A 26,147-nucleotide genomic window follows, 5' to 3' on the forward strand; every position below is an offset into this window, starting at 1 on the left:
ACGAAATGGATCCGTCGAAGGAAAACCAGGACAAGTACATTGTCCCGGGCCTGGAACGCGGCCTGCTGCTGCTGTGCGAATTCAGCCGGCAGAACCGTACCCTGACCGCCCCCGAACTGGCCCGGCGCCTGTCGCTGCCGCGCTCGACCATCTTCCGCCTGCTGACCACCCTGGAAACCATGGGCTTCGTCACCCGCAGCGGCAACGAATACCGCCTGGGCATGTCGGTGCTGCGCCTGGGCTTCGAATACCTGGCCTCGCTGGAGCTGACCGAACTGGGCCAACCACTGCTGGCACGGCTGTGCGATCGCCTGAATTACCCAAGCAACCTGGTGGTGCGCGACGGCCGCTCGATCGTCTACGTGGCCAAGGTTTCACCGCCCTCGGTGTTCTCCAGCGCAGTCACCGTCGGCACACGCCTGCCTGCCCATGCCACGGTGCTTGGGCGCATCCTGCTGGCCGACCTGAGCCTGAGCGAGTTGCGTGAGCTGTATCCCGAAGAACACCTGGAGCAGTTCTCGCCGTGCACGCCCAAAACCGTGCTGGAGCTGTTCGACCTCGTCCAGGCCGACCGCCTGCGCGGCTATGTCAGTGGCGAAGGCTTCTTCGAGTCGACCATCTCCACGGTGGCTGCACCCGTGCGTGATGACAGCGGCCAGGTAGTCGCCGCGCTCGGCCTGACCATCCCGACCGTGCAGATCGGCCACGTCAATTTCGACAACCTGCTGGGCCAGGTACGGGGCAGCGCCGATGAGTTGTCGCGGTTGCTCAACTACACGCCCAACACCGGCCACCACCGCGTCACCGCGCTGATGAGGGACTGAGATGAACCCCTACCCACTTCAAGACAGCACGGTGATCGTCACCGGCGGCTCGTCCGGCATCGGTTACGCCTGTGTCGAGCTGCTGCTCGAAGCCGGCGCCCGCGTCGCCTTCTGCGGGCGCAATGAAGACCGCCTGCGCAGTGCCGAAACCCGGCTGCGCCAACGCTTCCCCGGGGCAGGCCTGCTGGCCCAGGTGTGCGACGTGCTCGATGCCGAGTCGGTACAGGCCTTCGCCGCCGCCAGCCAAGCCGCGCTGGGCCCGGCCCAGGCGCTGGTCAACAATGCCGGCCAAGGCCGTGTATCGACGTTTGCCGACACCACCGACCAGGCCTGGAACGACGAGCTGCAACTCAAATTCTTTTCGGTCATCCACCCGGTACGCGCGTTCATGGCGCAACTGCAGGGCCAGCCCAACGCCTCGATCGTGTGCGTCAACTCGCTGCTGGCCAGCCAGCCCGAACCGCATATGGTCGCCACCTCGGCCGCCCGTGCCGGGCTGAAGAACCTGGTGCGCTCGATGGCGTTCGAATTCGCCGAACACGGCATCCGGGTCAACGGCATCCTCATCGGCCTGGTCGAGTCCGGGCAATGGCGCCGCCGCTTCGAAGCCCGCGAGGAGCGCGACCTGGACTGGTCGCAATGGACCGCACAGCTGGCGCAACGCAAACACATTCCCTTGGGCCGCCTTGGCCTGCCGAAGGAAGCGGCGCAGGCGATCCTGTTCCTGGCTTCGCCTCTGTCGGCCTACACCACTGGCAGTCATATCGATGTATCCGGAGGCCTGTCCCGTCATGCGTAACGAAAATACTGTCACCGTCGGTGCCGTCATCACCGCGTTCCTGGAGCAATGCGACGTCAGGGCGGCGTTTGGCGTGATCTCGATTCACAACATGCCGATCCTCGATGCCTTCGCTGTGCGCGGCAATATACGCTTCGTCATGGCCCGCGGCGAAGCCGGGGCGACCAACATGGCCGATGCCTATGCCCGCAGCATCGGCGGCCTGGGCGTGTGCCTGACCTCCACCGGCACTGCCGCCGGCAACGCCGCCGGGGCCATGGTCGAAGCGCTGACCGCCGGTACCCCACTGCTGCATATCACCGGGCAGATCGAAACCCCCTACCTGGACCAGGAGCTGGCCTACATTCACGAGGCCCGCGACCAGCTGACCATGCTCAAGGCCGTGTCCAAGGCAGCGTTTCGCGTGCGCAGCGTCGAAACCGCGCTGAGCACCTTGAAGCTGGCCGTGCAGACCGCACTGACCGCCCCAACCGGCCCGGTCAGTGTGGAGATCCCGATCGATATCCAGTCAGCTTTCATCCCCATGCCGACCGACCTGTCGCCACTGCCTATCCCGGTCGCCGCACCTGCCGCCGAAGCCCTCGACCTGGTTGCCGAACGCCTGGCCAGCGCCACCCGCCCACTGCTGTGGCTGGGCGGCGGTGCCCGGCATGCCGGCGCGCAGGTCAAGCGCCTGCTGGACATGGGCGTCGGCGTGATCACCTCGACTCAAGGCCGTGGCGTGGTCAACGAAGACGATGAGCGCTGCCTGGGAGCCTTCTCGCAGAACAAGCTGGTCGAAGGCTTCATGCAGACCTGCGATGCCTTGGTAGTAGCGGGCTCGCGCCTGCGCAGCAACGAGACCTTCAAGTACGCCCTGAAGCTGCCGCGCACGACCCTGCGCATCGACGTCAACCCGGCCATCGAAGGCCGCAGCTACCCCAGCGACCTGTTCATCTGTGGCGACGCCGCGCTGGCCCTGCAGGGCCTGGCCGACCGCCTGCAGGGCCGCCTGAACATCGACCCGAGCTTCCTGCCCGAACTCAAGGCCGTGCGCGAGCAGGCACGCAAACAGCTGGTCGCCGACCTGGGCCCGTACGCATCGCTGGTGGAGCAGTTGCAGGCGCAGACTGGGCGCAACTTCACCTGGGTGCGCGACGTGACCCTGTCCAACAGCATCTGGGGCAACCGCCTGCTCAACCTCTATCACCCCCTGTCCGGTGTGCACGCGCTCGGCGGTGGCATCGGCCAAGGCCTGGCGATGGGCATCGGCGCTGCCGTGGCGGCGGCGCAAACGGCACCGGAGCGCAAGGTGTTCGCCCTGGCTGGCGATGGTGGCTTCATTCTCAACCTGGGTGAGCTGGCGACCCTGGTGCAGGAGAACGCCAACGTGGTCATCCTGCTCATGAACGACCAGCGCTATGGCGTTATCCGCAACATCCAGGACGCCATCTACGGTGCCCGCCACGCCTACGTCGAACTGCACACGCCGAACTACAGCAAGCTCTCGGAATCGCTGGGCCTGCGCCATGGGCTGGTCAGCGACCTGAAGCAGTTCGGTGAGGTGCTCGAAGGCGCGCTGGGCGCGCAAGGCCCGTTCCTGCTGGAAGTGGACATGCTCAGCGTGGGTGGGTTCGCTACCCAGTTCGCCGGCCCGCCCAACAGCGAAACCAAGGCGCAGAAGGCCACGGCCTGAGGACCCCGCCATGTTGCATATCACCATGATCGGCTGCGGTGCCATTGGCGTCGGTGTGCTTGAACTGCTGGAGAAAGACCCGCTGCTGTGCGTCGATGCGGTGATTGCCTCGGCCGGCTCTGAAGCGCTGGTACGCCAGCGACTGGCGAGCTTGCGCCGGCCACCGCAGGTCCTCACCGCCCTGCCGGCCGACGCGCGCCCTGACTTGCTGGTCGAATGCGCCGGCCACAAGGCGATCGAAGAGCACGTGCTGCCAGCGCTGGAGCGCGGCATCGCCTGCCTGATCGTCTCGGTTGGTGCGCTGTCCGAGCCTGGCCTGGTCGAGCGCCTGGAAGCGGCAGCGGCACACGGCAACACGCGAATCGAGCTGCTGCCCGGCGCCATTGGTGGCATCGACGCACTGTCGGCCGCCAAGGTCGGCGGCCTGGACGCAGTCAGCTACACCGGCCGCAAACCGGCACAGGCCTGGCAAAACACACCCGCCGAGCAAGTCTGCGCGCTGGACGCCCTCACAGAAGCGACCGTGATCTTCGACGGCAGCGCCCGTGAGGCGGCGCGGCTGTACCCGAAAAACGCCAACGTCGCGGCCACCCTGTCACTGGCCGGGCTGGGCCTCGACCGCACCCGTGTGACCTTGATCGCCGACCCGCTCAGCGAAGAAAACGTGCACAAGGTCGAAGCCCCCGGCGCCTTCGGCCGCTTCGAAATGAGCCTGCGCGGCAAACCGCTGCCGGCCAACCCGAAGACCTCGGCACTGACCGTCTACAGCGTGGTACGCGCCCTCGGCAACCACGCCCATGCCATTTCCATCTAGGGGACTGCCAATGACTCTGGAACAGACCTTACCGATCTGCATCGCCGGCACCTGGCGCCTGGGCGGCGGCGAGCGTTACGCCTCGTGCTACCCGGCGACCGGTGAGCCCGTCGCCTGGCTCAATGCCGCCAGCCTCGAGGATGTCGAAGCCGCCGTACAGGGGGCCCACCTGGCCTTCCTGCACAGCGGCTGGGCCCAGCGTAAACCGCACGAACGTGCCGCGGTGCTGTACCGCATCGCCGGCCTGATCCGCGAGCGCGCTGAAGAGCTGGCGCAACTGCAACGCCAGGACAACGGCAAGCCGATCAACGAAACCCGCGCCTTGGTCGCCAGCGCGGCAGGGACTTTCCAGTTCTTCGCCGCGGCCTGCGAAACCCTGGAGGAAACCATCACCCCATCGCGCGGGGATTTCGTCAGCATGAGCGTGTACGAGCCGATGGGTGTGGTCGCGGCGATCACGCCATGGAACTCGCCTATCGCCAGCGAGGCGCAAAAGGTCGCCCCGGCCCTGGCCGGTGGCAATGCAGTGGTGATCAAGCCGGCGGAAATCACCCCGCTGCTGGCCCTGCAGCTGGCCCGCATCTGTGAAGACGCCGGGCTGCCCAAAGGCCTGGTCAGCGTGCTGCCAGGCAAGGGTTCCTTACTGGGTGATGCATTGACCCGCCACCCGCTGGTCAAACGTGTGTCCTTCACGGGCGGTACCCGCACCGGCAAACACATCGCCCATATCGCCGCCGACAAGATGATGCCGGTGTCGCTGGAGCTGGGCGGCAAGTCGCCGACCATCGTCCTTGATGACGCCGACCTCGACCATGCCGTTGCCGGTGTGCTGTACGGCATCTTCAGCTCCTCGGGCGAGGCATGCATTGCAGGCTCCCGGCTGTTTGTCGCCCGTGCCCTGTACGAGCGGTTCATGGCACGGCTGACCGCTGCCGCCGCGCAACTGCGCCTGGGTGACCCGGCTGACGAGCGCACGCAGATGGGCCCGCTGATCAGTGCCGGCCACCGCGCGTCGGTGGAGCGCTACGTGGCCCTGGGCCTGGCCGAAGGTGGCCGCCTGCGCCTGGGCGGTGAGCGCCCGAGCGGCGGCCTGTACGACCAGGGTTACTTCTACCCGCCGACCATCCTCGAAGGGTTGGGCAACCACCAGCAGGTATGTCAGGAGGAGATCTTTGGCCCGGTGCTGGTGGCCCTCCCGTTCGACAGCGAAGAAGACCTGCTGGCCCAGGCCAACGACAGCCTGTACGCCCTTGCCGCCGGTATCTGGAGCCGTGACTACAAGCGTGCCTGGGCGCTTGGCCGCAAGCTTCAGGCCGGTACGGTGTGGATCAACACCTACAAGCAGTTCTCCATCTCGACGCCGTTCGGCGGCTGGCGGGACAGTGGCCTTGGCCGAGAAAAAGGCCGCCTGGGCATCCTGCAGTACATGGAACAGAAAAGCCTCTACTGGGGCATGAACCAACAGCCGCTGGCCTGGGCCGGCGTGGAGGCAGGGCAATGAGCGTACTGGGCATCGACGAAGTCACCTATGGCGTGGAGGACCTCCCCACCTGCGTCCGCTTCTTCACCGACTGGGGCTTGAGCAAGGTCAGCGATCAGCCTGACGAGGTCATCTTCGAAACCCTCAATGGCTGCCGCGTGGTGCTGGCCGCCCTCGACAAACCCGGCCTGCCGCCAGCCATCGAGCCCGGTTCGACCGTGCGTGAAGTGGTGTGGGGAGTGGCAAGCCAGGCGGACCTTGCCCTGTACAGCCAGCGCGTCGCCAATGACCCGGGCTTTGTCGAAGGCAATGGCCGCATCGGCTGCACCGACCCCAACGGCCTGGCGATTCGCTTGCAGGTCACCCGCAAACGCACGCTGGACATCGAGTGCAGCGGCCACAACACCTGGCAGACCAAGGGCCGGATCAACAAACCGGCGCCGATCTACGACCGCGCCACGCCCATCGAAGTGGGCCATGTGGTGTTCTTCGTCAAGGACGTGAACGCCTGCGAGGCTTTCTACCACGAACGTTTCGGCTTCCAGGCATCGGACCGTTACCCCAACCGCGGCGCCTTCCTGCGCACCGCCGAGGAAGGCGGCCACCACGACCTGTTCATGCTCCAGCTGCCAGCCCCGCGCGCCGGCCTCAACCACGTGGCGTTCACCGTACGTGACCTGCACGAAGTGTTCGGCGGCGGCATGCATATCTCCCGCTGCGGTTGGGCCACCGAAATCGGCCCGGGCCGCCACCCGGTTTCATCGGCGTTCTTCTGGTACTTCAAGAACCCGGCCGGGGCGCTGGTCGAGTACTACGCCGACGAAGACCAGCTGACCGGCGACTGGCAGCCACGCGAGTTCGAACCCGGCCCGACGGTGTTCGCCGAATGGGCGATTGCCGGCGGCATCGACGGCAACACCCGGCGCCAGCAGCACGCAGAAGCACCGCAAGGCAAATTCCTCACCGACAAGCCCAAGCACAACTGAGGTCGATCCCATGAGCACACCCGAGGTTTACCTGCAGCCGCATCAGGCACGCAAACGCCCCAACACACCGTTCGAGGACCTGCTCGGCGATTCCATCGAGCGCGCCTACGGCAATGGCGTGAGCGAGCTGGCGCAATTGCTCGCCCACCTCAACCTGGCCGGCCCGCCTTGCCCGCTGACCAGCGGAGAGTGGACTGAAGACGCCTTTGTAACCCTGATGGCACGGCTGGGCGAATGAGCCTGCGGAGAAGAACAAGATGAACATGCATATAACCGTCGACCCTGTTGAACAACACCTGGCCAATGGCCTGAAAGACCTCTGGTTCCCGGTGCTGCCATCGGAACTGTTGAACGAAAAACCCCTTTCCATCCGTCGCCTGGGCTATAAGATCGCCCTGTGGCGCGACAACGATGGCCAGGTGCACGCGCTTGAGGACCACTGCCCGCACCGTGGCGCGCCGCTGTCCCAAGGGCCGGTGCTGGGTGATCGCCTGCAGTGCCCGTACCACGGCATCGAGGTGCGCTGCGACGGCACTGTCACCAAAGTGCCCGGTAGCCCAGGCTGCAAACTCGAAGGCAGCCGCCCTACACGGATGTTCCACACCCGCGAGGCTGCAGGGGCGATCTTTCTGTTCAACGCCGCCGACCCGCACCTGGACACACCACCAGAGCTGGTATTGCCCGAGCAGCTGACCTCGCCCCAGTGGAGCAGCTTCCTTTGCTACACCGAATGGAAAGGCGACTACCGCTACGTGCTCGACAACGTCATGGACCCGATGCACGGCACCTACTTGCACAAGATGTCCCATTCCATGAGCGAGGGCGAAGCCACCGCCAGGTTCGTCACCCGCGATACCGAACAAGGCTTTGTCTTCGAGAAAGAAGGCCAGCGCGGGGTCAACTTCGACTGGACCGAATTCCTCGACAATGGCTGCCACTGGCTGCGCCTGGAAATCCCATACCCCAAGACCGGTGGCCCAGGCGGCAACTTCACCATCATCGGCAGCTACACGCCGAGCAGCCGAGCGTTGTCGGCCGTGTTCCACTGGCGCGCACGGCCGCTGACCGGCTGGCAGCGCGACACCTGGCGCTTCCTCTACAAGAACCGCCTGGAGGCGCGCCACTGGGCGGTGCTGGAGCAGGACCGGGTGCTGCTGGAGTTCATGGAGTTCGACGCCAACCAACGGGAAAACCTCTACCAGCACGACCTTGGCGTGGTGCGCCTGCGCCGCTACCTCAAGGGCAAGGCCAAGGAACAGTTGGCCCTGATCGAAACCCAGCAACTGGCCTGAGGTGCCCGATGTCCAACTCCTCAACCATCAGCGCACGGGTGCACACCCTGCGCCATGAAGCCGAAGGCATCATCAGCGTCGAGCTGCGCCCCTGGGGCGACACTGTGTTCGCGCCGTTCGATGCCGGTTCGCACATCGACCTGCACCTGCCCAATGGCCTGGTGCGCAGCTACTCGCTGCTGAACGCGCCAAGCGACCAGGGCCGTTATGTGGTCGGTATCCTGCGTGACCGGGCCAGCCGCGGGGGGTCGCGCTATGTGCACGAGCAACTGCGCGTGGGCACGCAACTGCAGATCTCCCAGCCACGCAACAACTTTGCCTTGGACACGCGCGCCAGCCACAGCGTACTGGTGGCAGGTGGCATCGGCATTACGCCGATCTACTGCATGTTCCGCCAGTTGCTGGCGCTGGGGCGCTCGGCCGAGCTGATCTACTGTGCACGCTCGCGTGCCGAAGCCGCACTGCTGGAGGAAATCAGCGGGCTTGGGGCAAAAGTGATCTACCACTTCAACGACGAAAAAGGCGGCCTGCCGGACCTGGCCGGCTACCTGGACGGGCGGCCTGCAGACACGCACTTCTACTGCTGTGGGCCGACGCCGATGCTCGATGCCTTCGAGCAGACCTGCGAACGCCTGGGTTACCCCCATGCGCATATCGAGCGCTTTACCGCAGCCGAGGTGGCGGCCTCGGACGATGCCCAGGCCAGCTACAGCGTCGAGCTGAGCCGCTCAGGCAGGACGGTCAGCGTCGAACCTGGGTTGAACCTGCTGGATGTATTGCTCGAAGCCGGTTGCGATATCGAGTACAGCTGCCGTGAGGGCGTGTGTGGCTCTTGCGAGACACGGGTGCTGGAGGGGGATGTGGACCATCGGGACGGGGTGCTGACCAAAGCTGAACGGGCGGCGAACCAATCGATGATGGTGTGTGTTTCCGGGTGCAAGAGCCGGCGGTTGGTGCTTGACCTGTAAACCGAGCATTTGCTCACGCGTAAATTTGACCGGCCTCATGGGCCGGTTTTTTTGACCTGATTTTATTACTGTTCATTCCTTATCGGCGACTTGCCAGCGACAAGGCAGGTACTGATACAACCCAAGACAAAATAGTGCACCGACGCACAGTGCCTGGGCATAACAGTAACCAAACTTTCAGCCTGTTCCAGATACGGTACAAACAAGGCCGTTTCAAATATAAATAATTGTTATTTATACACTTTTAGTTAACAAGAGAACTTGGCACAGAATCTGCTCCATTCCCTTCGTCAAACAACATCTCACCCATAAAACAAAATACCCGCAGAACCGGGCGACGCTCCCCTTTTGCCTGCGGAAAACTTCCCAACCTTGCAGGGCATGGCATGAAAAGATATGTGATAAGCCTCGGTCTGATTCTCGGCAGCTGCGCAAGTTTCGCGTCCGAACCCGGCCCCGCCACCCCGGACCAGCCACCCACGGCGAAAAAGCCTTTTCCGCACATCGCCTGGCGCAGCGAGGACGGCCAGAGCAGCCTGGATATCGGTGGCGCCCTGCGCGTCAACTACCGCGACGAACACTGGGACACCACCGAAAACGACGGCCGCTTGCTGTTCGATACCTTCCGCCTCGACGTGCAGGCCAGTCATCGCCAGCTGTTCAGCGATATCGGCTACTGGTTCCAGGACGACGGCAAGCGTTCGATCGACCGTGGCTACATCGGCTACCGCTTCAGCGCCCAAGCCAACCTGCAAGTCGGGGCGCCGTTCAAACCGTTCGGCCTGGAGCCGTACCCACAGTTTGGCTGGAGCTATCACATACCGTTCTTCATGGGTTACGGCGTCAGCGCAGGCACAGGCCTCAAATACAGCTACAAGGATGCGCAGTGGGATCTGCAATTGGGTTACTTCCCGCGCATGCTGCCTTCAAGCCTGCGCTACTCACCAGAAGTCGGGCGTTATGCCGACCTGGACGACAATGCCGTGCCGTTTAGCCAATCGCGCCAGGACAACGAGAAACACAACCAGGTCAACGCCCGTGTCGCCCGTACCTTCAGCGGTGATGGCTGGAAGACCGAAATGGGGGCCTCGCTGGCGGCTGCCGAGCTGTACAACGCCACCACCCATGACGATGGCGATTACTGGGCAGGCGGGGTCCACGCGCTGCTCAACACAGGCCCTTGGACGATCACGGGCCAGGCGATCCGTTATGAGTACGATCCGAAGAACCCGGCGGGCGTCAGCAATGACGCAGTGCTGATGGGCGGTAACGGCCTGACCCCTGCCTACCTGATCGCCGCCAAGGCCACCCTCGCAGCGGTCAACGTCGGCTATGACGTACTGACCCCGAAGCTTGGGCAGCTTAAGAAAATCAAGCTCTATACCGACTACAGCCGGATGATGAAGGATGAGCATGGCTGGGATGATTCGCAGATGTTCACTGTTGGCGCGCAGTTCCTGGCCATGCCGATCATGGCCTGGGTCGACCTGACCTGGGCGCGCAACGCCAACCCGTTTGGTGGGGCGGAAAATGGCACAGGCTGGACCAGCACCAGCTCGGTGGGCAGCAATGACTGGTATTACCGCACCAATATCAATATCGGCTATTACTTCTAACCGCCTTGGTTGCCCGCGCCGGCGATGGGCCGCAACGCGGCCCCAGATGCTCGCGGGTCCCATCGAGCACGCTCGGGGTATTACAGCTCTGCTAGGGGGCTGCTGCGCAGCCCATCGCCGGCAAGCCGGCTCCCACCTCGATCGCGCAGTTCTTCGGGTCAGCGCTTCAACTGTGGAAGCAACTGTCTTGCCCAATTTCTGAAAGCTGGCGCAATCCCGGTGGGAGCCGGCTTGCCGGCGATAGGGCCAGTACAGACAACACCGCCAAAGGGCATTACGATAAGCAGCCCTCAAGACACGTAATGCCCATGCCCCCCGAGCAAACCCCAGCCTACAAGATCGTGCTCTGGCGCCTGGAGCAGGATGCCCAAGGCTATCCACCCGCATCGGTCGAAGGCCTGTGGGCAAAACGCACCGCGGCTGGCTACCAGGTCGACAGCCTCCCGTTCTATGCCTACGGCATCGCACCCGGCGATACCATCAGCATCAGCGAAGAGGGCGAGCAATCCTGGTTCGAAGGCTTGCTGCGCAGTGGCGGCGCTTCGGTATTTCGCATTCTTGTGAAAACAGCCGGCGACCTTGAGCAGGTGCGTGCAGCACTCGAAGAGTTCGGCTGCACCAGCGAAGTCGAAAAAGCGGTCAGGATGCTGGCCGTCGAAGTCCCGCCCTCGCGCTCACTCGACACCCTGCTCTACTACCTGCTGACACAGCGCGAAGCCGGCAACCTGGACTTCGAGGAAGGCGTGCTGCGCCACCCCATCCCCGAAGAGTTTCGCTGACGGCCTAGGCTCGGGCCAGACGACTGGCAGGCTTGCCGAACACGAACAGCAAACCGACCACGATGAGCCCCATGCCCAGCAGGCTGAGCGGTGCCAGGCGGTTGCCGAAAATCAAGAAATCCATCACCGCAGTAACCGCCGGCACCAGGTAGAACAGGCTGGTGACATTGACCAGGTTGCCCTTGGCGATCAGCCGGTACAGCAGCAAGGTCGCCAGCAGCGAAACCACCAACCCCATCCACAGCAGCGCACCGATAAAACTGCTGGCCCACTCAATGTGCAGCGGCTGCAACGGCGCGAACACCGCACACATGGCAAACCCCGCCAGGTACTGCAGCGGCAGGGTGCCCATGGGGTTGTCGGTGATGCGCTTCTGCAGGATCGAGCCGAAAGTCATGCTGGCCAGCGCCAGCAAGGCAAACAGCATCCCGGCCAGCGACACGCCGCCGAGATTGATGCCCTGATAGACCACCATCACCAGCCCGCCAAGCCCAAGGCCCAGGCCAAACAGCCGGCTCCACGAGCGCTGGCGCTCCATCAGCACGACGGTGAGAATCGGTTGCACACCCATTACCGTGGCCATCACACCAGGGGTGACATGGGTATTGAGCGCCAGCAGGTAGAAGATCTGGTAGGCACCAAGCAGCACGCAGCCGGTGCCCAGGGCCCGCAACATCGCCCCCCCGGTACGCGGCCAGCGCAGGCCCAGCAACGGGCCGATCAGCAACAACCCGGCCAGGGCCAGCGCCGAGCGCAACAGCAGGAAGGCGAAAGGGCTGGCATGGGCCAGGCCGAGTTTGGAAACGATGGCGCCACTGCTCCACAGCAGGACGAACAGGCTGGTAGTAGCCGCAGAGGCCACGCTAGCTTTGGAAAAGACAGACATGGTTGCACCTGTATTCGGGCAAAGAAGCCGAACGGTGGGCGTGAACTTCAGCAGGGAAGTAGCCGACCGTGTTCAGTGGGCTGCGCGTGTGAAGGGATGCGGCCAGAAGCCGATCAGCCCAGCACGACCACGCAAGGAGGCGGAGCTACGCCGCCTAAGAGGCCACTTACAGGTGGTGGGTAATGACTGATCATGGCCGGCTGCTGGCTGCCACGCACGACCGTGCCCGCGACTGGCGCGAAGGCAAAGCTTGTGGTGGAAGGGGTGGCTGGCATTACCGGATCTTCAAAAGACATTGACGAACTGGACTATAGCCCGGCGCTTAGCGGCTGACAATTGCTGCCTGATCTTTCGTAGAACGCGCAGTACTCCTCCTTTTCCTTCCACAGTGAATAGCGAAGCAGCCTGAGACCCAGGCTTTGCTCGCCTAGCCTTATGTCATCGATTGAGTGACCTTCACCTCTGAACGCCAAGTTAATTAATTAAGTGCAATAAAATAGCGCACAAAAACTAGCATTTTTGCCAGTTGGCGCAGATTCAGCGCAGTCCTAGCATGGGCCTCAGTTTCAAAAACCGGGATGGAAACCGCTATGAAAGACATGAAAACCGGGTTTGCCTCGGCCGTTATAGTACCTCTGTTTTTCTTTACCACAATTGCTGACGCTGCGACATGCGAAGGTGTTGCCAGGGAAATTACTAACTGGTATTCCGACACAAGATCGACGTGCGGTGTAGATCCGGCAGTCGACTGCAGTGGCGTCATGTTAAGGGCTACTCATCGATGGGATGAAAGGTCAGGTAACCCTGAAAAAATCCCCGCGCCCACGGATCCACTTAAATACTACGTTTGGAATCCCAGCCCCGCATCGGTGCAATCCGGAGGCGTATCGGTGTCCTGGATGCGGAGTGACCGTATCGCCTTTAAAGATCCGGGCTTGAGCGCAAATAACGGGATCATATTTACGCCACGCCAATTCGTTAACGATAGGAAAAAAAAATTGAATGTAGTCTGTGCGTTTCCGATCGACGCCTGGACAGACTTTCGAAGTGGAAGAGGATGCTTGGATAATTCGCGCACTGTAGAAGTGGAAGATAGCTGCCAAGCGCTGGGGGTCAACAATGCTACGAATTGGACCCAACACTACAATTCATTAAACGCGAGTAGCCGCAATTCGCGGCATAGAAAACAATGTGGCTTTAGCCTGCACAGGAACCTGACACGTGCACAGCGCACGCAGGCGTTTGAACACTTCATTGCTGCCCGCCAAGCAATCGCCGATACCCCAGAGGCGAAGGAGATACAGACAGAGTTGCGCGTTGTCACCTGGGAAAAGGACAAAGCTCCAGTAGCAGCCTTTTTCTACAGCATTCAAACTGGGAAAAAGCAAGCAATGAAAAACCAGTTTGACTATTACCAGCAGACCGGGCGATGGGTGCCGGTAATCAAAATGGACTTCCCGCGGGACGCAAATAGCAGAGCGGGGTTCTCCTGCGAGGCTGACGCGCAGCATCGAGACCTGCCGCGACCGATCAACAAGACTTCCCCCGCGGGCTACATTCAGAGCGCAACATGGATCCAGCGTGACGATCCTCATTTGGGTAATGGCGTCTGGACGCTATCGGTTACCCCCACGGCGCATGCACGAACCATAGGAGCGGATGAAACTGAAGCCATGTATGCAGAACTGCTGAGAAAATATGGTGATGATCCACGTTGGAGCGGTGACAAGTATGGTGGCGGCATGCGCAGGCAACTGGTCTGTCATTTGGCCGGTACTAACAACGGTCGACCAATACGAAATAAACCAACATATAACCTGGAGCCGGTGCGACCCGATGCCAGCCATCGGCAATCTATAGCTGAAGGGTGCAATACTTGGCCGGCAGTCCCCTACCTGTAATAAATGCCGGAGCAAGGCATCAAGCCGCTAACGAACATCTCACTACACGCGCCAAGGAGTCGAAGATGAGTCCTGTATTGCTGCGAACCTGCGGCTTAGCCTTGCTCTGCCTGTTCACTCTTGATACCTGGGCCATGAGTGGTGCCGAAACCGCTGATGCGCTCAATTTACGCCTGGCCGATACACCCGAGCAATGCGCGGCCAATCAACCCGATTATGCCTGCAGCGGGGTACTGGCCCGGCCTTTGCCGCAAACTCATGCGCAAAACTTCTGGGAACACGATGCGGCAGCCAGCCAGCGGGGCAGCGAAACATTCAACTACCTGCGCAGAGATCTGCCCGCTGCATCGCTGCAGGAGAAAACCGGCTTTATCCTGATGAATCGTTTTGAAGCGATGGCTCAGGAAAAAGAATATGACGTGCATGCAAGACCGCAACCGGACACCGTAGAAGTGCGTAACTGGGATGCTACGGTGCCAGGGAAAGTAGCCATCCAGGCGTTGTATTACCGGTTAGGTGCACCGGGCGCATTATGGCGCGGGCAAAGGCACCAACTGGCGTGGTACCAGGCAACAGGGGAGTGGCTACCGCTACTTCGCTATTTGCCGGACGACACGCTGACGCCGTTCGGTTTTGCCCAACGAGAACAGCTATTTGAAGGCTATGAAGTAGCGTCACGCATCAATGCGCGCTTCGCTGATACAGCACCCACCTGCGACGATGGTACGAGCCGCTATAACTGCAATGGGGTGTGGGTTCGTGCGACGGGGCTGGGGAATTTCAGGGCGTGGAATCCGAGCCCTGATTCAATCAGGGGAAACGGGGTATCTTTTAGTTACTTTGCCGCCGACATGAATGTTACTCACGTTTTATTCCGCCAAGGTTTCATATTGTTAGCCTCTGGTACCCCGACGCAACAACGGGTTTCATTACGCTGCATTTACGCCAACAACAACAGCACTACGAACTCGGCAGACAGGTGTACATTTAGAGGCACTTGCGCCGCCCAGGGAATTGCAACTGCTCAACAATGGCTGAATCGGTATCGTAATACTAAGAACTATGCGTGTGCTTTCGGAACAGACGCTTCCTCATTTCAAACCATCGCCGATATCAGGGCGAACTACAACATGCCTGGGGGTACCGCGTGGAATGAAGCGCTGATGGCAGCCTGGCCTAGCAATGTTCCTGCCAGCCTGCCATTGGAAGCCTTTTTCTCAAGATTGGATGAGGGCCTGGAAGGCGGAAGGCGTTATCAGCGCGAATACCATGCAGATACCGGCACTGGGTATCTGCCACTGCTTCGAATTAATGGGGCGGCTCCAAATGGGGAATTGGTTACATATCGACCTGAAGATCAGTACTTCGAATAACAACCCGCAATAGGTTAGCGCTAGTCGTCTCAAAGATGAACAGTGAGCACAAAGGCGTCTATCCCTTGCAAACTTTCATATCGACGCCACCCCTACATTACATATCTCATGCAACGGCTGAGGAATAGGGTAATGACTGACACGACTACCGAAAATGGCCTCCAAACTGATATCGATGATTTCATCGAGTACCTGAGAGGGCTTGACCCCAACAACGTGACTGCAGGAACGCTGAGCCATATCTACATTCCGGACGCTGTGCGACCGCTCAAGACCAGGGGCGCAGAAGTGGGTGTCAGTGGTGATCTGATAAACGAAGGCAGTGCCGGCCTGCCGGTGGTTGTCCAGGCGTATCCGAACATGCAGGTGCGCGATGTCATCAAGGTCTACTGGGGTGACGATCTGGTCGGGACTGACACGGTCAGTGAGCCCGGCTCTCCACTAACGCTGAACATCCCGCCAGAAAATATCCCAGAGGGCATCAATGAACTGCACTACGGCCTTACGCGCACAGGCACCGATAGCGAAGAACAGTCCGCACGCCTGAACGTGCTGGTGCGGTTCAATTATCCAGGTGAAGATGCCGCCAATTCGGATGAGCTGGCGGCGCCCCAGGTGTCCCATACCACGATCGAGTTGGATAGCAGAAACGTAAAAGTAACGATTGCGCCCTACGCCAAGATGCGTCGACACGACCGCATACACCTGAGCTGGTCGGGGCACGAGCTTGGGCACGAGGTCAAGCCCAACGAAGTTGGCAGAGCGGTGGTCATCGACATTCCCCAGGATGCGGTCGAGGGAGCCTCGGATGCAAACGTGCAAATCAGCTATTACGTAGTTGACGAGGTGGGTAACGAGTCCGCTGACTGGTCGGCCGACACGGTCATCCCGAACGGTCAGGTAACAGGGTTGCCAGCGCCCTTCGTAGTCAATCCGCAAACGGGAAGAAACGTCTTGCGCCTCAGGTCGGGCGAACCTGGCAGTAGCGGGCTGAGTGTGGAGGTAGACCCACCTGCAGAGGGTTTTGAGCCGGGTGCGCAGGTCCACATGACCTGGACGGCAGAGACCGCACAAGGCGTGATCACCGTGGTCGACCTGGGCACACAGTGGGTGGTGCGGCGCAACCGTACGTTGGTGTTCGACCTGCCTGCCGAGCACCTGCAGCCGTTATGGGGCGGGCGTGGGACGGCCAGCTACGAAGTCATCCAGGGCGGCCAGGTGGAGCGCTCCAGGCGCACCCGGGTCAACTTCGTAGGCGCCCCACTCCGTTTGCCGCCGCCACAGCTCAACGGCATCAGCCAAGGCTATGTGGACGCCGACCTGGATCCGGTCATCGTGGTGATTCCAGCAGCCGCGCAACTGCAGCCCAACGATATAGTCAACCTGACATGGCGCGGTATGCGGCCAGACACCACACTGCTGCTGATCCAGCGCACTGCGTTGCCTATCAGCCGGGCCGGGGAGGATGTAGAGTTCCGGCTCGACAGGGCAACGGCGCTGCTGCCGCTGGATGGCGGTACGCTGGACATTTCCTATACCGTGACCCGAGGCAACGCGCGCCTCCCGTCCGAGTCGGCTTTACTGGATGTCGGTGAAACGCCAGAAACCCTGGCGCCGCCATCACTCGATCCAGCCCCCGCAAATGGCGTGCTTGACCCGTCACTGCCGGAATATGCCGCAGGCGTCGATCTGGTGGTGACGCTACCCGGTACAGTCGCCGTACCCTATGATGTGGAAATCGAATGGAGCACATCCAGCGGCGGGTTCCACCACGACACGCAACGCGTTAGCGACGCGAACGCCACTAGCATAAGGTTTCGGATTCCGCGGGCCCAGCTCGTGGGTGGCCTGACCCAGGCCGAGGACGTGACAGCCTACTACCGCATCGTACGGCCCAACCAACCCGACCAGATCTCGTACGATCTCGAACTGGTGCTGGGCGCACAACCGCAGTTGGACCTGGCGCTGCCTACTGTCAATGAGCTGCAACAGAGCACGCTCGACCCTTCCACCCTCACCCATGGCGCGACAGTGACCATCCCGGCGTCCGCGGGCCTCGCTGCCGGTGACAAGGTGGTGGTCTACTGGGATGGCGATCACGCGAACAGTGTGACCGAGGTACATGACTCGGTCGCCCGCGGAGAGGAAGGCAGGCCGCGCACCTTGCCGATTGACCTGAGTTATGTACTTGCCAGTGAAAATGGCGAAGTGGATGTTCAATATGAAATTATCCGCTTCGATCGCAGGCGCCCTTCGGACTGGTCGGGCGTGGTCACCTTCCGGGTACAACGCGGTCCTTTGCCGTTGGCCGTGATCAATGAGGCGATGCAAGACAATATCAACCCATTCGACCTCCAAGGCCAGGCGACGGTCGTCATTGCCGCAGCTGCCAGGCTGGCCCTTGGCGATATAGTGGTGGTGCAGCTGGTAGGGCTGGTTTCCAATCATGTGGAACACTTCACTCACCCCGTGCAAAGTGGCGAGGAAAATCGAGCCTTGCATGTGGTGGTCCCGACCGCCGTCATCACCGCCAACCTCAATCAAGGTTTGAAGCTCAGTTACCGCATCATACGCTCCCTGGATGGTCGGGAGGAGCAATCAGCCGAGCGACTGTACTCGGTCAACCAGGAGATCAGCGCTGCACCGTTGCGGGTCATGGGCGCGCGTTACAACGTCGATGGAAGGGCAGATATCACACCCCCACAACGGCTTACTGCGGTCCATGCGTCGACATCGGTGCCGTTACTCGCCGAATGGCGCTACAGCGGAGATGCCGATTGGACGCCTGGGCAGACTTGGCGCGATACGCAGCCTGAACGGCTGCTCGAGGTCCGCAGCCGCGCCAACAGTGTAGTGCTTAACGTCGCGAACGTGATAGGCAATGCAGATGGCGTCACGGCCCTGGCCGACACATCGACCCCGGGTGCCTACAGCGCCCATTCCTGGGGGAGCATAGGTGTTGCACCGGTGCTCGATGACATAGTCGATCTATCCGTCACTCTCTTGGCGAGGGCAGCCAGGCGGCTCAACGGTGCGATTACGTGCTGGGGACACGCGGGCTACGGCGGCACCATGAGGCCTGAAGACATCGCCAGGCGGGACTTCCTCAAGGTGCGCTCCAACCACGGTGCTTTCGTCGCGTTGTATGGCAGTGAGGCTGGCGAACGTCGCCTGACCGGCTGGGGTCAGCCGACGCGCGGCGGGAGGATTCCGCAACAGATTCTCGACCTGCGCGATGTGACTGACGTAGCCGCGAGTTCGTATGCTGTCGCAGCATTACGCAGTAATGGCCGTCTGGCTTGCTGGGGGCATCCGGATTATGGCGCTGTTCTTCCCCAAGCCTACGCGGCATTTGACGATGTGGTCGAAGTCCAAGGCAGTAGCAGAGGTTTCATTGCCCGGCGAGTGACAGCGGATGGGCGCAAGAAAGTGTTCTCCTGGGGTAACGTATCCGGCGCTGGCAACATGCCCGCCGCCATCCAGCAGCGGGAGGACATCGAGTCGATCGAAGCGCATGGCTATTATGCATACTGCCTGTTGACCAGTCAGGGTCAGGTCCTGGCGTTCGGACATGCAGGCCATGGCGGTACGGTACCTGTCGAAATAGCCAGGCTGACCGACATCGTAGAAGTGACGGCCACAACGACCGCCTTCTGTGCTCGCCGTAAAAATGGCCACATCGTAGCGTGGGGGCATCCGTCCAACGGGGGCACCCTTCCAGCCGACATCGCCAGGCGTGCAGATGTGATTCAGGTCACCGCTAGCGGTAGGGCATTCGCGGCCCTGTTTGCCGACGGCTCGGTCAAAAGCTGGGGGAATGCAGCGACAGGTGGCAACTCAAGCGCTGTCACGGGGCAGTTGATCAACGTCAGGGCTATCTATGCCACCTACTACGCGTTCATCGCCCTGACCGACGATGGCAGGGTTGTGACCTGGGGCGACAGCCGTTATGGCGGCAACAGCCTGCCTTTACAGGCCCAGCTGGTGCAGAAGCTGCGCGCTCAACGTAGGTAACAGGGCCAACGACAAGGCCGGCGCGTCAAAGAAAGCGCCGCGGCCTCAACAGGAGACACCGCATGAGCAACCTCAACGCGCCAAGTTCCCAACACACCGTCGCCGGCTGGCTGGACCCTGAAAGGTTGCCGCCGCAGGGCGCTGCGATCGACATCCAGCTCGACGCTGAGTATGCAGGCCAGGAACTCACCGTAGTGTTGGCCAAAGCAGATGGGACGCAACTGGCAAGCAAAAGCCTGCCGGTCAACCATAACGACCAGGCCATCACCCTGCGCTTTGCCAACCAGTATTTCACCCGGGGCAGCGGTAGGCTGCAGGTCTATTACACGGTAGGCCAGGATGGCCCAAGCGCGCCCTTGAACCTCGACATCAGTGACGGCTTTTCCGGTGTCCACGCGGTGGATCTGTCAGCCCAGCGTTTGCCGGTTTTCTATCACAATGGCGTGATCAAACTGCCCCAGAACCTTCCCGCGCAAATGCATTTTGCCCGGCCGCTGACGGGTGCCACTGGCTACACGAGCAGTAACGCGAGCGTCGCGACGGTAGACAGCGCGGGCAATGTCAGCGTGTTGCGCAATGGGAACACCACCATCACCGCCACCCTAGCGGGTGGCGTCACGAGGCAGTACGCGTTGAGCGTAGCCGGCCTTGTGGGGCTTGAAATGCTCGCTAGCAGTGCGACCTTCAGCAGAGCTGAGACACTGTGCAGGGGGCTGGGTATGCGTGTACCGAGTCAGTCCGAGTTGGCGTTGTTCAAAAGCACATACGACAGCCAGATGAGCCAGTGGCTACCTGATCTGGCCATCTGGGGGCAGGCAATCGGTGCTAACACCGCATGGACCTTCCACCCACATACCGCCGTGATCACGGGCGAATCGACCGCCACGGGCACCCTACGGCAGGTAGCGGGCATGAGCTGAAGCATGCTGGCTGGCCGGCGCCGATGAAGGCGCGCCGGCCAGCAGGAGACGGTCCCAGGCTTACTCGTTGAAGGCTCAGCTGGAACAACGGGGCACCACGCCCCTGAGGCCAGCCTCAGAACAACCAGTGATACAGCAGGTAGGCCACCACCACCGCCAGCACCGGCCGCAGGATGCGGTAGGCCTTGGGGTTGGCGCGTTTGAACTGCTTCACGCGGGTGCTGATCTTGTTGCTGAAGCGCTTGCTCCAGGCATACGCCTGGTTGATCCCGCCCACGCGCTCGTCGTCGGTGTTCTGCGGCGCGGTGGCGCGGCCGAGGAAGGCACTGACCTTGCGGTTGATGCGGGTCATCAGCGGGCTGCTGAGCGGGCGCTCGATGTCGCAGAACAGGATCACCCGGGTGACGTCGGTTTCGTTCTTGACCCAGTGCACGTAGGTTTCGTCGAACATCACGTCTTCGCCATCACGCCAGGCGTAAGCCTGGCCGTCGACGTAGATGCGGCAATTGTCGGAGTTCGGCGTGGACAAGCCCAAGTGATAACGCAGCGAACCGGCGAAGGGGTCGCGGTGCGGGTTGAGGTGGCTGCCGCCAGGCAACAGGGCAAACATCGCGCCTTTGACGTTGGGAATGGCGCTGACCAGTTCGACGGTCTTGGGGCACAGCGCCTCGGCCGACGGCAGCGGTTTGTCGTACCACTTCAGGTAGAAGCGTTTCCAGCCCTTCTTGAAGAACGAGCCGAAGCCTGCGTCGTTGTCTTTTTCAGCAGCGCGGATGTAGCCCTCATCGAACAGGCGCATGGCCTCCTCACGGATCTGCTGCCAGTTGTCCTTGAGCACGTCCAGTTCAGGGAAGCGCTGGCGGTCCAGGTACGGCTTGGACGGCACCCCGGAGAACAGGTACATCAACGCGTTGTAGGGGGCGAACAGCGCGGAATGGTTGACGAACTGGCGCAGGACCGGCAACCGAGCCTTGCCGCGCAGGTGAACGAACAGCACGCTGCCGAAAAAAACCAGCAGGACACCTGCCTTGGCGACGAAGGAAAAGGTCATGCAACACTCCTTGGAGAGGGCGCAGGCCAGCGCTGCCTGCCCCCAATAAAAATCATCCGGCCATCATAAACCCATCACGCCCAGGTAAAAACAACCCGGGCGAGAACTCACTCATGAAGATTTTGCAATAAACGAAAGCTGCAAGCCGCAAGCCGCAAGCCGCAAGCCGCAAGCTTCAAGCTTCAAGCCTCAAGCCTCAAGCGAAAGGCCCCCACAGTCCGCTTTAGCTTGCAGCTTACCGCTTACCGCTTACTGCTGATTCTCCTGCTCGCTGAACATGTCGGCGAACAGCATGCTCGACAGGTAGCGTTCACCGGAGTCGGGCAGGATCACGACGATGGTCTTACCCTGCATCTCCGGCTTTTCCGCAAGCCGCACCGCCGCCGCCATCGCCGCGCCACAGGAAATGCCGCAAAGGATCCCCTCCTCCTGCATCAGGCGGATGGCCATCGCCTTGGACTCGTCATCGGTCACGGTCTCGACCTGATCGACGATCGACAGGTCAAGGTTCTTCGGCACAAAGCCGGCACCGATGCCCTGGATCTTGTGCGGGCTGGGCTTGAGCTCTTCGCCGGCCAGGGTCTGGCTGATCAGCGGCGAGGCCACCGGCTCCACCGCCACCGACAGGATCGACTTGCCCTGGGTGTGCTTGATGTAGCGCGACACACCGGTAATGGTGCCGCCCGTGCCGACGCCGGCCACCAGCACGTCGACAGCGCCGTCGGTGTCGTTCCAGATTTCCGGGCCTGTGGTCTTTTCATGGATGGCCGGGTTGGCCGGGTTGTCGAACTGGCCAGGCAAAAAGTACTGCGCCGGGTCCGAGGCAACGATCTCGTTGGCCTTTTCGATCGCGCCTTTCATGCCTTTGGCAGGCTCGGTGAGCACCAGTTCGGCACCCAGGGCCTTGAGCACCTTGCGCCGCTCCAGGCTCATCGACGCCGGCATGGTCAGGACCAGCTTGTAGCCACGGGCGGCGGCAACGAATGCCAGGCCGATACCGGTGTTGCCCGAAGTCGGCTCGACGATGGTCATGCCGGGTTTGAGCTTGCCGCTGCTTTCGGCGTCCCAGACCATGTTCGCACCGATTCGGCACTTGACCGAGTAGCCCGGGTTGCGCCCCTCGATCTTGGCCAGGATGGTCACCCCGCGCGGGGCGATGCGGTTGATCTGCACCAGCGGCGTATTGCCGATGGAATGGGCGTTGTCTGCGTAGATACGGCTCATGGCAGGGTCCTTGGCATGAAGTGGCAGGGAAAGACTTAAAGGGTAAGCCTGCCCCGTTGGCCCGTAAAGTCCGTTCGAACTCGCCCAGGCGGCGTGCGGTCAACCGCACCACCCGCCTTGGAGATTGCTGCGATGAAAGCCCGTTATCGCTGGCCACTGGTCGGTCTGGCCAGCCTGGTCATGCTGTTGGTGGCACTGCACCTGGCGCTGCCTTACCTGGTGCGCGACTACCTGAACGACAAGTTGGCAGATATGGGTGAGTACCGTGGCCAGGTCACGGACGTGGAGCTGGCCTGGTGGCGCGGTGCCTACCAGATCGAGGGCTTGAAGATCGTCAAGACCAGCGGCAAAGTCCCGGTGCCGCTGCTCGATGCGCCACTGATCGACCTGTCGGTGAGCTGGCACGCACTGTGGTACGACCATGCCGTGGTCGCCGAAGTCACCTTCCTACGCCCCGAGCTCAACTTCGTCGACGGCGGCGACAAGCAGGACTCTCAGACCGGCCAAGGTACCGACTGGCGCCAACAGCTGGAGAAGCTGCTGCCGATCACCCTCAACGATGTGCGCATCGATGACGGCACGCTTACGTTTCACAACTTCAACTCCAAGCCCCCGGTCGATCTCAAGGCCACCCGGCTCGACGCCAACATCCGCAACCTGACCAACGTACGTGACGAAAAAGGCCGGCGCGATGCCAGTTTCGAAGCCAAGGCCCTGCTGCTGGGCGACGCCAAGGTCGAGAGCCGCGCGACCTTCGACCCGTTCAGCGACTTCGATGATTTCGAATTCCGGCTGCGCGCAACTGGCATGGAGCTGCGCAGGCTGAACGACTTCGCCAGTGCCTATGGCAAGTTCGATTTCAATGCCGGGCACGGCGATGTGGTGATCGAGGCCCAGGCGGAAAACGGCCGGCTCAACGGCTACATCAAGCCGTTGCTGCGCGACGTGGACGTGTTCAACTGGCAGCAGGACATAGAGGACAAGGACAAGGGCTTTTTCCGCTCGGTGTGGGAAGCACTGGTCGGGGCCAGCGAAACGGTGTTGAAGAACCAGCCGAAAAACCAGTTCGCCACCCGTGTGGAGCTCAGCGGCAGCGTGCACCAGCAGAACATCAGCGCCTTCGAGGCGTTTTTGCAGATTTTGCGCAACGGCTTCGTCCAGGCGTTCAACGCACGCTATGAGCAGCCTGCGCCTGATTCCGACTGAACAGGCGTGACGAGCCATTCAGGGACTGAATACCCGGTCTGCGTTTGCAGCCGCCTGGGGCCGGGGTATAGTCGCTGACAAACGATAAACATGTGTTGCCTGTACTGGCCCTATCGCCGGCAAGCCGGCTCCCACAGGAGCCTCCCTGAGTTCAAGGGCGATGGGTACCTGTAGGAGCCGGCTCGCCGGCGACAGGGCCGCAACAGGCACCCCGCAGAGGACATTCCCGATGAAGTTCGAAGGCACCCGCGACTACGTCGCCACAGACGACCTGAAACTGGCGGTCAACGCGGCCATCACCCTCGAACGCCCATTGCTGGTCAAGGGCGAGCCTGGCACCGGCAAGACCATGCTCGCCGAACAGCTGGCCGCCTCGTTCGGCGCGCGCCTGATCACCTGGCACATCAAATCCACCACCAAGGCCCACCAGGGCCTCTATGAGTACGACGCGGTCAGCCGCCTGCGCGACTCGCAGCTGGGCACTGAAAAAGTCCACGATGTGCGCAACTACCTGAAGAAGGGCAAGCTCTGGGAAGCCTTCGAGGCCGAAGAGCGGGTCATCCTGTTGATCGACGAGATCGACAAGGCCGACATCGAGTTCCCCAACGACCTGTTGCAGGAACTCGACAAGATGGAGTTCTACGTCTACGAGATCGACGAAACCATCAAGGCCAAGCAACGCCCGATCATCATCATCACCTCCAACAACGAAAAAGAGCTGCCCGACGCGTTCTTGCGCCGCTGCTTCTTCCACTACATCGCCTTCCCGGACCGCGACACCCTGCAGCGGATCGTCGATGTGCACTACCCCAACATCAAGCAATCGCTGGTCAGCGAAGCGCTTGACGTGTTCTTCGACGTGCGCAAGGTGCCGGGGCTGAAGAAAAAGCCCTCCACCAGCGAGCTGGTCGACTGGCTCAAGCTGTTGATGGCCGACAACATCGGCGAAGCGGTATTGCGCGAGCGCGACCCGACCAAGGCCATCCCGCCGCTGGCCGGGGCCCTGGTGAAAAATGAGCAGGACGTTCAACTGCTCGAACGCCTGGCCTTCATGAGCCGGCGCGGCAACCGCTGACAGGAGCCGGCCATGCTGCTCAACCTGTTCAACGAAATGCGTGCGGCCAAGGTGCCGGTATCGGTGCGCGAACTGCTCGACCTGCTCAACGCCCTGCAACAGCGTGTGGTGTTCGCCGACATGGACGAGTTCTACTACCTGGCACGGGCCATCCTGGTGAAGGACGAGCGCCATTTCGACAAGTTCGACCGGGCTTTCTCGGCCTACTTCAAAGGTCTGGAAAACCTCGACCGGCATCTCGAAGCGCTGATCCCGGAAGACTGGCTGCGCAAGGAGTTCGAGCGCTCGCTGACGGATGAGGAGCGCGCGCAGATCCAGTCGCTGGGCGGCCTGGACAAACTCATCGAGGAATTCAAGAAACGCCTCGAAGAGCAGAAGGAACGCCACGCCGGTGGCAACAAGTGGATCGGCACCGGCGGTACCAGCCCGTTCGGCTCTGGCGGTTTCAACCCTGAAGGCATCCGCGTGGGCGACGCCGGCAAACGCCAGGGCAAGGCGGTGAAGGTCTGGGACCAGCGCGAGTACAAGAACCTCGACGACCAAGTGGAGTTGGGCACGCGCAACATCAAGCTGGCCCTGCGCCGGCTGCGCAAGTTCGCCCGCGAAGGCGCCGCCGAAGAGCTGGACATCGATGGCACCATCGACCATACCGCACGTGACGCCGGGCTGTTGAACATCCAGATGCGCCCTGAGCGGCGCAACACGGTCAAGCTGCTGTTGCTGTTCGACATCGGCGGCTCGATGGATGCCCATGTCAAAGTCTGCGAAGAGCTGTTTTCGGCCTGCAAGACCGAGTTCAAGCACCTGGAGTACTACTACTTCCACAACTTCGTTTACGAGTCGGTGTGGAAGAACAACCTGCGGCGTACTTCGGAGCGCTTCTCCACCGTCGACCTGCTGCACAAGTATGGCGATGACTACAAGGTGGTGTTCGTCGGTGATGCGGCCATGGCGCCTTATGAGATCACTCAGCCCGGTGGCAGTGTGGAGCACTGGAACGAAGAGGCCGGGTATGTGTGGATGCAGCGCTTCATGGAGAAATTCAAGAAGATCATCTGGATCAACCCTTACCCGAAACAGGCGTGGGATTACACCGCATCGACACACCTGGTGCGTGACCTGATCGAGGACAAGATGTATCCGCTGACCTTGCAAGGGTTGGAGGATGGGATGCGGTATCTGTCCAAGTAGTTTCGCCTGTACCGGCCCTATCGCCGGCAAGCCGGCTCACACATGGATTGCGCCGGCTTTCAGAAATTGCGCA

Annotated in this window: 21 protein-coding genes; 18 read left to right on the forward strand and 3 right to left on the reverse strand. The window is 61.6% G+C overall.

Annotated elements, in window-relative coordinates; genetic code table 11:
* The first annotated feature begins 5 nt into the window (after positions 1-5).
* The 11 genes from ABRP30_RS21025 to ABRP30_RS21075 all read left to right on the forward strand — a co-directional run bounded on the left by ABRP30_RS21025 (position 6) and on the right by ABRP30_RS21075 (position 11,233).
* Positions 6-824, forward strand: a complete 819-nt coding sequence (locus ABRP30_RS21025) for an IclR family transcriptional regulator (RefSeq protein WP_241806133.1) — start codon at positions 6-8, stop codon at positions 822-824.
* A 1-nt stretch (position 825) separates the two neighbouring features.
* On the forward strand, positions 826-1,623 hold the full coding sequence (locus ABRP30_RS21030; RefSeq protein ID WP_349974662.1) for an SDR family oxidoreductase: 798 nt from the start codon (positions 826-828) through the stop codon (positions 1,621-1,623).
* Complete coding sequence (locus ABRP30_RS21035) at positions 1,616-3,298, forward strand: thiamine pyrophosphate-binding protein (RefSeq protein ID WP_241806045.1); 1,683 nt, start codon at positions 1,616-1,618, stop codon at positions 3,296-3,298. Before ABRP30_RS21030 ends, ABRP30_RS21035 begins: the two co-directional genes overlap by 8 nt.
* Positions 3,299-3,308: 10 nt before the next feature.
* The gene (locus tag ABRP30_RS21040) at positions 3,309-4,112 is read left to right on the forward strand and encodes an aspartate dehydrogenase (RefSeq protein ID WP_349974663.1); all 804 of its coding nucleotides are present in this window, start codon (positions 3,309-3,311) and stop codon (positions 4,110-4,112) included.
* A 10-nt stretch (positions 4,113-4,122) separates the two neighbouring features.
* On the forward strand, positions 4,123-5,613 hold the full coding sequence (locus tag ABRP30_RS21045; RefSeq protein WP_349974664.1) for an aldehyde dehydrogenase: 1,491 nt from the start codon (positions 4,123-4,125) through the stop codon (positions 5,611-5,613).
* The gene (locus ABRP30_RS21050) at positions 5,610-6,578 is read left to right on the forward strand and encodes a VOC family protein (protein ID WP_349974665.1); all 969 of its coding nucleotides are present in this window, start codon (positions 5,610-5,612) and stop codon (positions 6,576-6,578) included. Before ABRP30_RS21045 ends, ABRP30_RS21050 begins: the two co-directional genes overlap by 4 nt.
* 10 nt (positions 6,579-6,588) lie before the next feature.
* Positions 6,589-6,816 (forward strand): recombinase-like helix-turn-helix domain-containing protein, encoded by a 228-nt coding sequence (locus tag ABRP30_RS21055; protein WP_241806041.1) that lies wholly within the window; start codon positions 6,589-6,591, stop codon positions 6,814-6,816.
* A gap of 19 nt (positions 6,817-6,835) precedes the next feature.
* Positions 6,836-7,870, forward strand: coding sequence for an aromatic ring-hydroxylating dioxygenase subunit alpha (locus ABRP30_RS21060; RefSeq protein ID WP_241806040.1), 1,035 nt, complete (start codon positions 6,836-6,838; stop codon positions 7,868-7,870).
* 8 nt (positions 7,871-7,878) lie between these two features.
* Positions 7,879-8,838 (forward strand): PDR/VanB family oxidoreductase, encoded by a 960-nt coding sequence (locus tag ABRP30_RS21065; protein ID WP_349974666.1) that lies wholly within the window; start codon positions 7,879-7,881, stop codon positions 8,836-8,838.
* A 386-nt stretch (positions 8,839-9,224) separates the two neighbouring features.
* Positions 9,225-10,454 carry a hypothetical protein gene (locus ABRP30_RS21070; protein ID WP_349974667.1) on the forward strand — a complete coding sequence of 410 codons (1,230 nt, stop codon included), beginning with the start codon at positions 9,225-9,227 and terminating at the stop codon, positions 10,452-10,454.
* A gap of 308 nt (positions 10,455-10,762) precedes the next feature.
* A complete protein-coding gene (locus tag ABRP30_RS21075; protein WP_267824061.1) occupies positions 10,763-11,233 on the forward strand; it encodes a DUF4265 domain-containing protein in 471 nt (156 codons plus the stop codon).
* Positions 11,234-11,237: 4 nt separating this feature from the next.
* On the opposite strand, the gene ABRP30_RS21080 is transcribed toward ABRP30_RS21075, so the two are convergent.
* Positions 11,238-12,119, reverse strand: a complete 882-nt coding sequence (locus ABRP30_RS21080) for a DMT family transporter (protein WP_267817996.1) — start codon at positions 12,117-12,119, stop codon at positions 11,238-11,240.
* Positions 12,120-12,709: 590 nt separating this feature from the next.
* Between ABRP30_RS21080 and ABRP30_RS21085 the strand changes: the two genes are divergently transcribed.
* The 4 genes from ABRP30_RS21085 to ABRP30_RS21100 all read left to right on the forward strand — a co-directional run bounded on the left by ABRP30_RS21085 (position 12,710) and on the right by ABRP30_RS21100 (position 20,327).
* The gene (locus ABRP30_RS21085; RefSeq protein ID WP_267817998.1) at positions 12,710-14,020 is read left to right on the forward strand and encodes a DUF2599 domain-containing protein; all 1,311 of its coding nucleotides are present in this window, start codon (positions 12,710-12,712) and stop codon (positions 14,018-14,020) included.
* A gap of 65 nt (positions 14,021-14,085) precedes the next feature.
* A complete protein-coding gene (locus ABRP30_RS21090; protein ID WP_349974668.1) occupies positions 14,086-15,393 on the forward strand; it encodes a hypothetical protein in 1,308 nt (435 codons plus the stop codon).
* A 132-nt stretch (positions 15,394-15,525) separates the two neighbouring features.
* Positions 15,526-19,407, forward strand: a complete 3,882-nt coding sequence (locus tag ABRP30_RS21095; protein ID WP_349974669.1) for an RCC1 domain-containing protein — start codon at positions 15,526-15,528, stop codon at positions 19,405-19,407.
* 62 nt (positions 19,408-19,469) lie between these two features.
* The gene (locus tag ABRP30_RS21100) at positions 19,470-20,327 is read left to right on the forward strand and encodes an Ig-like domain-containing protein (protein ID WP_267818004.1); all 858 of its coding nucleotides are present in this window, start codon (positions 19,470-19,472) and stop codon (positions 20,325-20,327) included.
* Positions 20,328-20,442: 115 nt separating this feature from the next.
* On the opposite strand, the gene ABRP30_RS21105 is transcribed toward ABRP30_RS21100, so the two are convergent.
* Together ABRP30_RS21105 and cysK are read right to left on the reverse strand one after the other, a co-directional pair.
* Positions 20,443-21,378, reverse strand: a complete 936-nt coding sequence (locus tag ABRP30_RS21105; protein WP_267818006.1) for an aspartyl/asparaginyl beta-hydroxylase domain-containing protein — start codon at positions 21,376-21,378, stop codon at positions 20,443-20,445.
* Between the two features lie 249 nt (positions 21,379-21,627).
* Positions 21,628-22,602: a cysteine synthase A gene (gene cysK, locus ABRP30_RS21110; RefSeq protein WP_267818008.1), complete on the reverse strand. Its 975-nt coding sequence runs from the start codon at positions 22,600-22,602 to the stop codon at positions 21,628-21,630.
* 132 nt (positions 22,603-22,734) lie between these two features.
* Between cysK and ABRP30_RS21115 the strand changes: the two genes are divergently transcribed.
* The 3 genes from ABRP30_RS21115 (at position 22,735) to ABRP30_RS21125 (ending at position 26,074) form a co-directional block, all read left to right on the forward strand.
* Positions 22,735-23,808 carry a DUF748 domain-containing protein gene (locus ABRP30_RS21115; protein WP_349974670.1) on the forward strand — a complete coding sequence of 358 codons (1,074 nt, stop codon included), beginning with the start codon at positions 22,735-22,737 and terminating at the stop codon, positions 23,806-23,808.
* 229 nt (positions 23,809-24,037) lie between these two features.
* Positions 24,038-24,883 (forward strand): MoxR family ATPase, encoded by an 846-nt coding sequence (locus ABRP30_RS21120; RefSeq protein ID WP_349974671.1) that lies wholly within the window; start codon positions 24,038-24,040, stop codon positions 24,881-24,883.
* Between the two features lie 12 nt (positions 24,884-24,895).
* Positions 24,896-26,074: a VWA domain-containing protein gene (locus ABRP30_RS21125; protein WP_349974672.1), complete on the forward strand. Its 1,179-nt coding sequence runs from the start codon at positions 24,896-24,898 to the stop codon at positions 26,072-26,074.
* Positions 26,075-26,147 lie beyond the last annotated feature (73 nt).

Origin of the sequence: Pseudomonas sp. WHRI 8519, from assembly GCF_040224055.2 — a bacterium.
Taxonomy (GTDB): domain Bacteria; phylum Pseudomonadota; class Gammaproteobacteria; order Pseudomonadales; family Pseudomonadaceae; genus Aquipseudomonas; species Aquipseudomonas putida_X.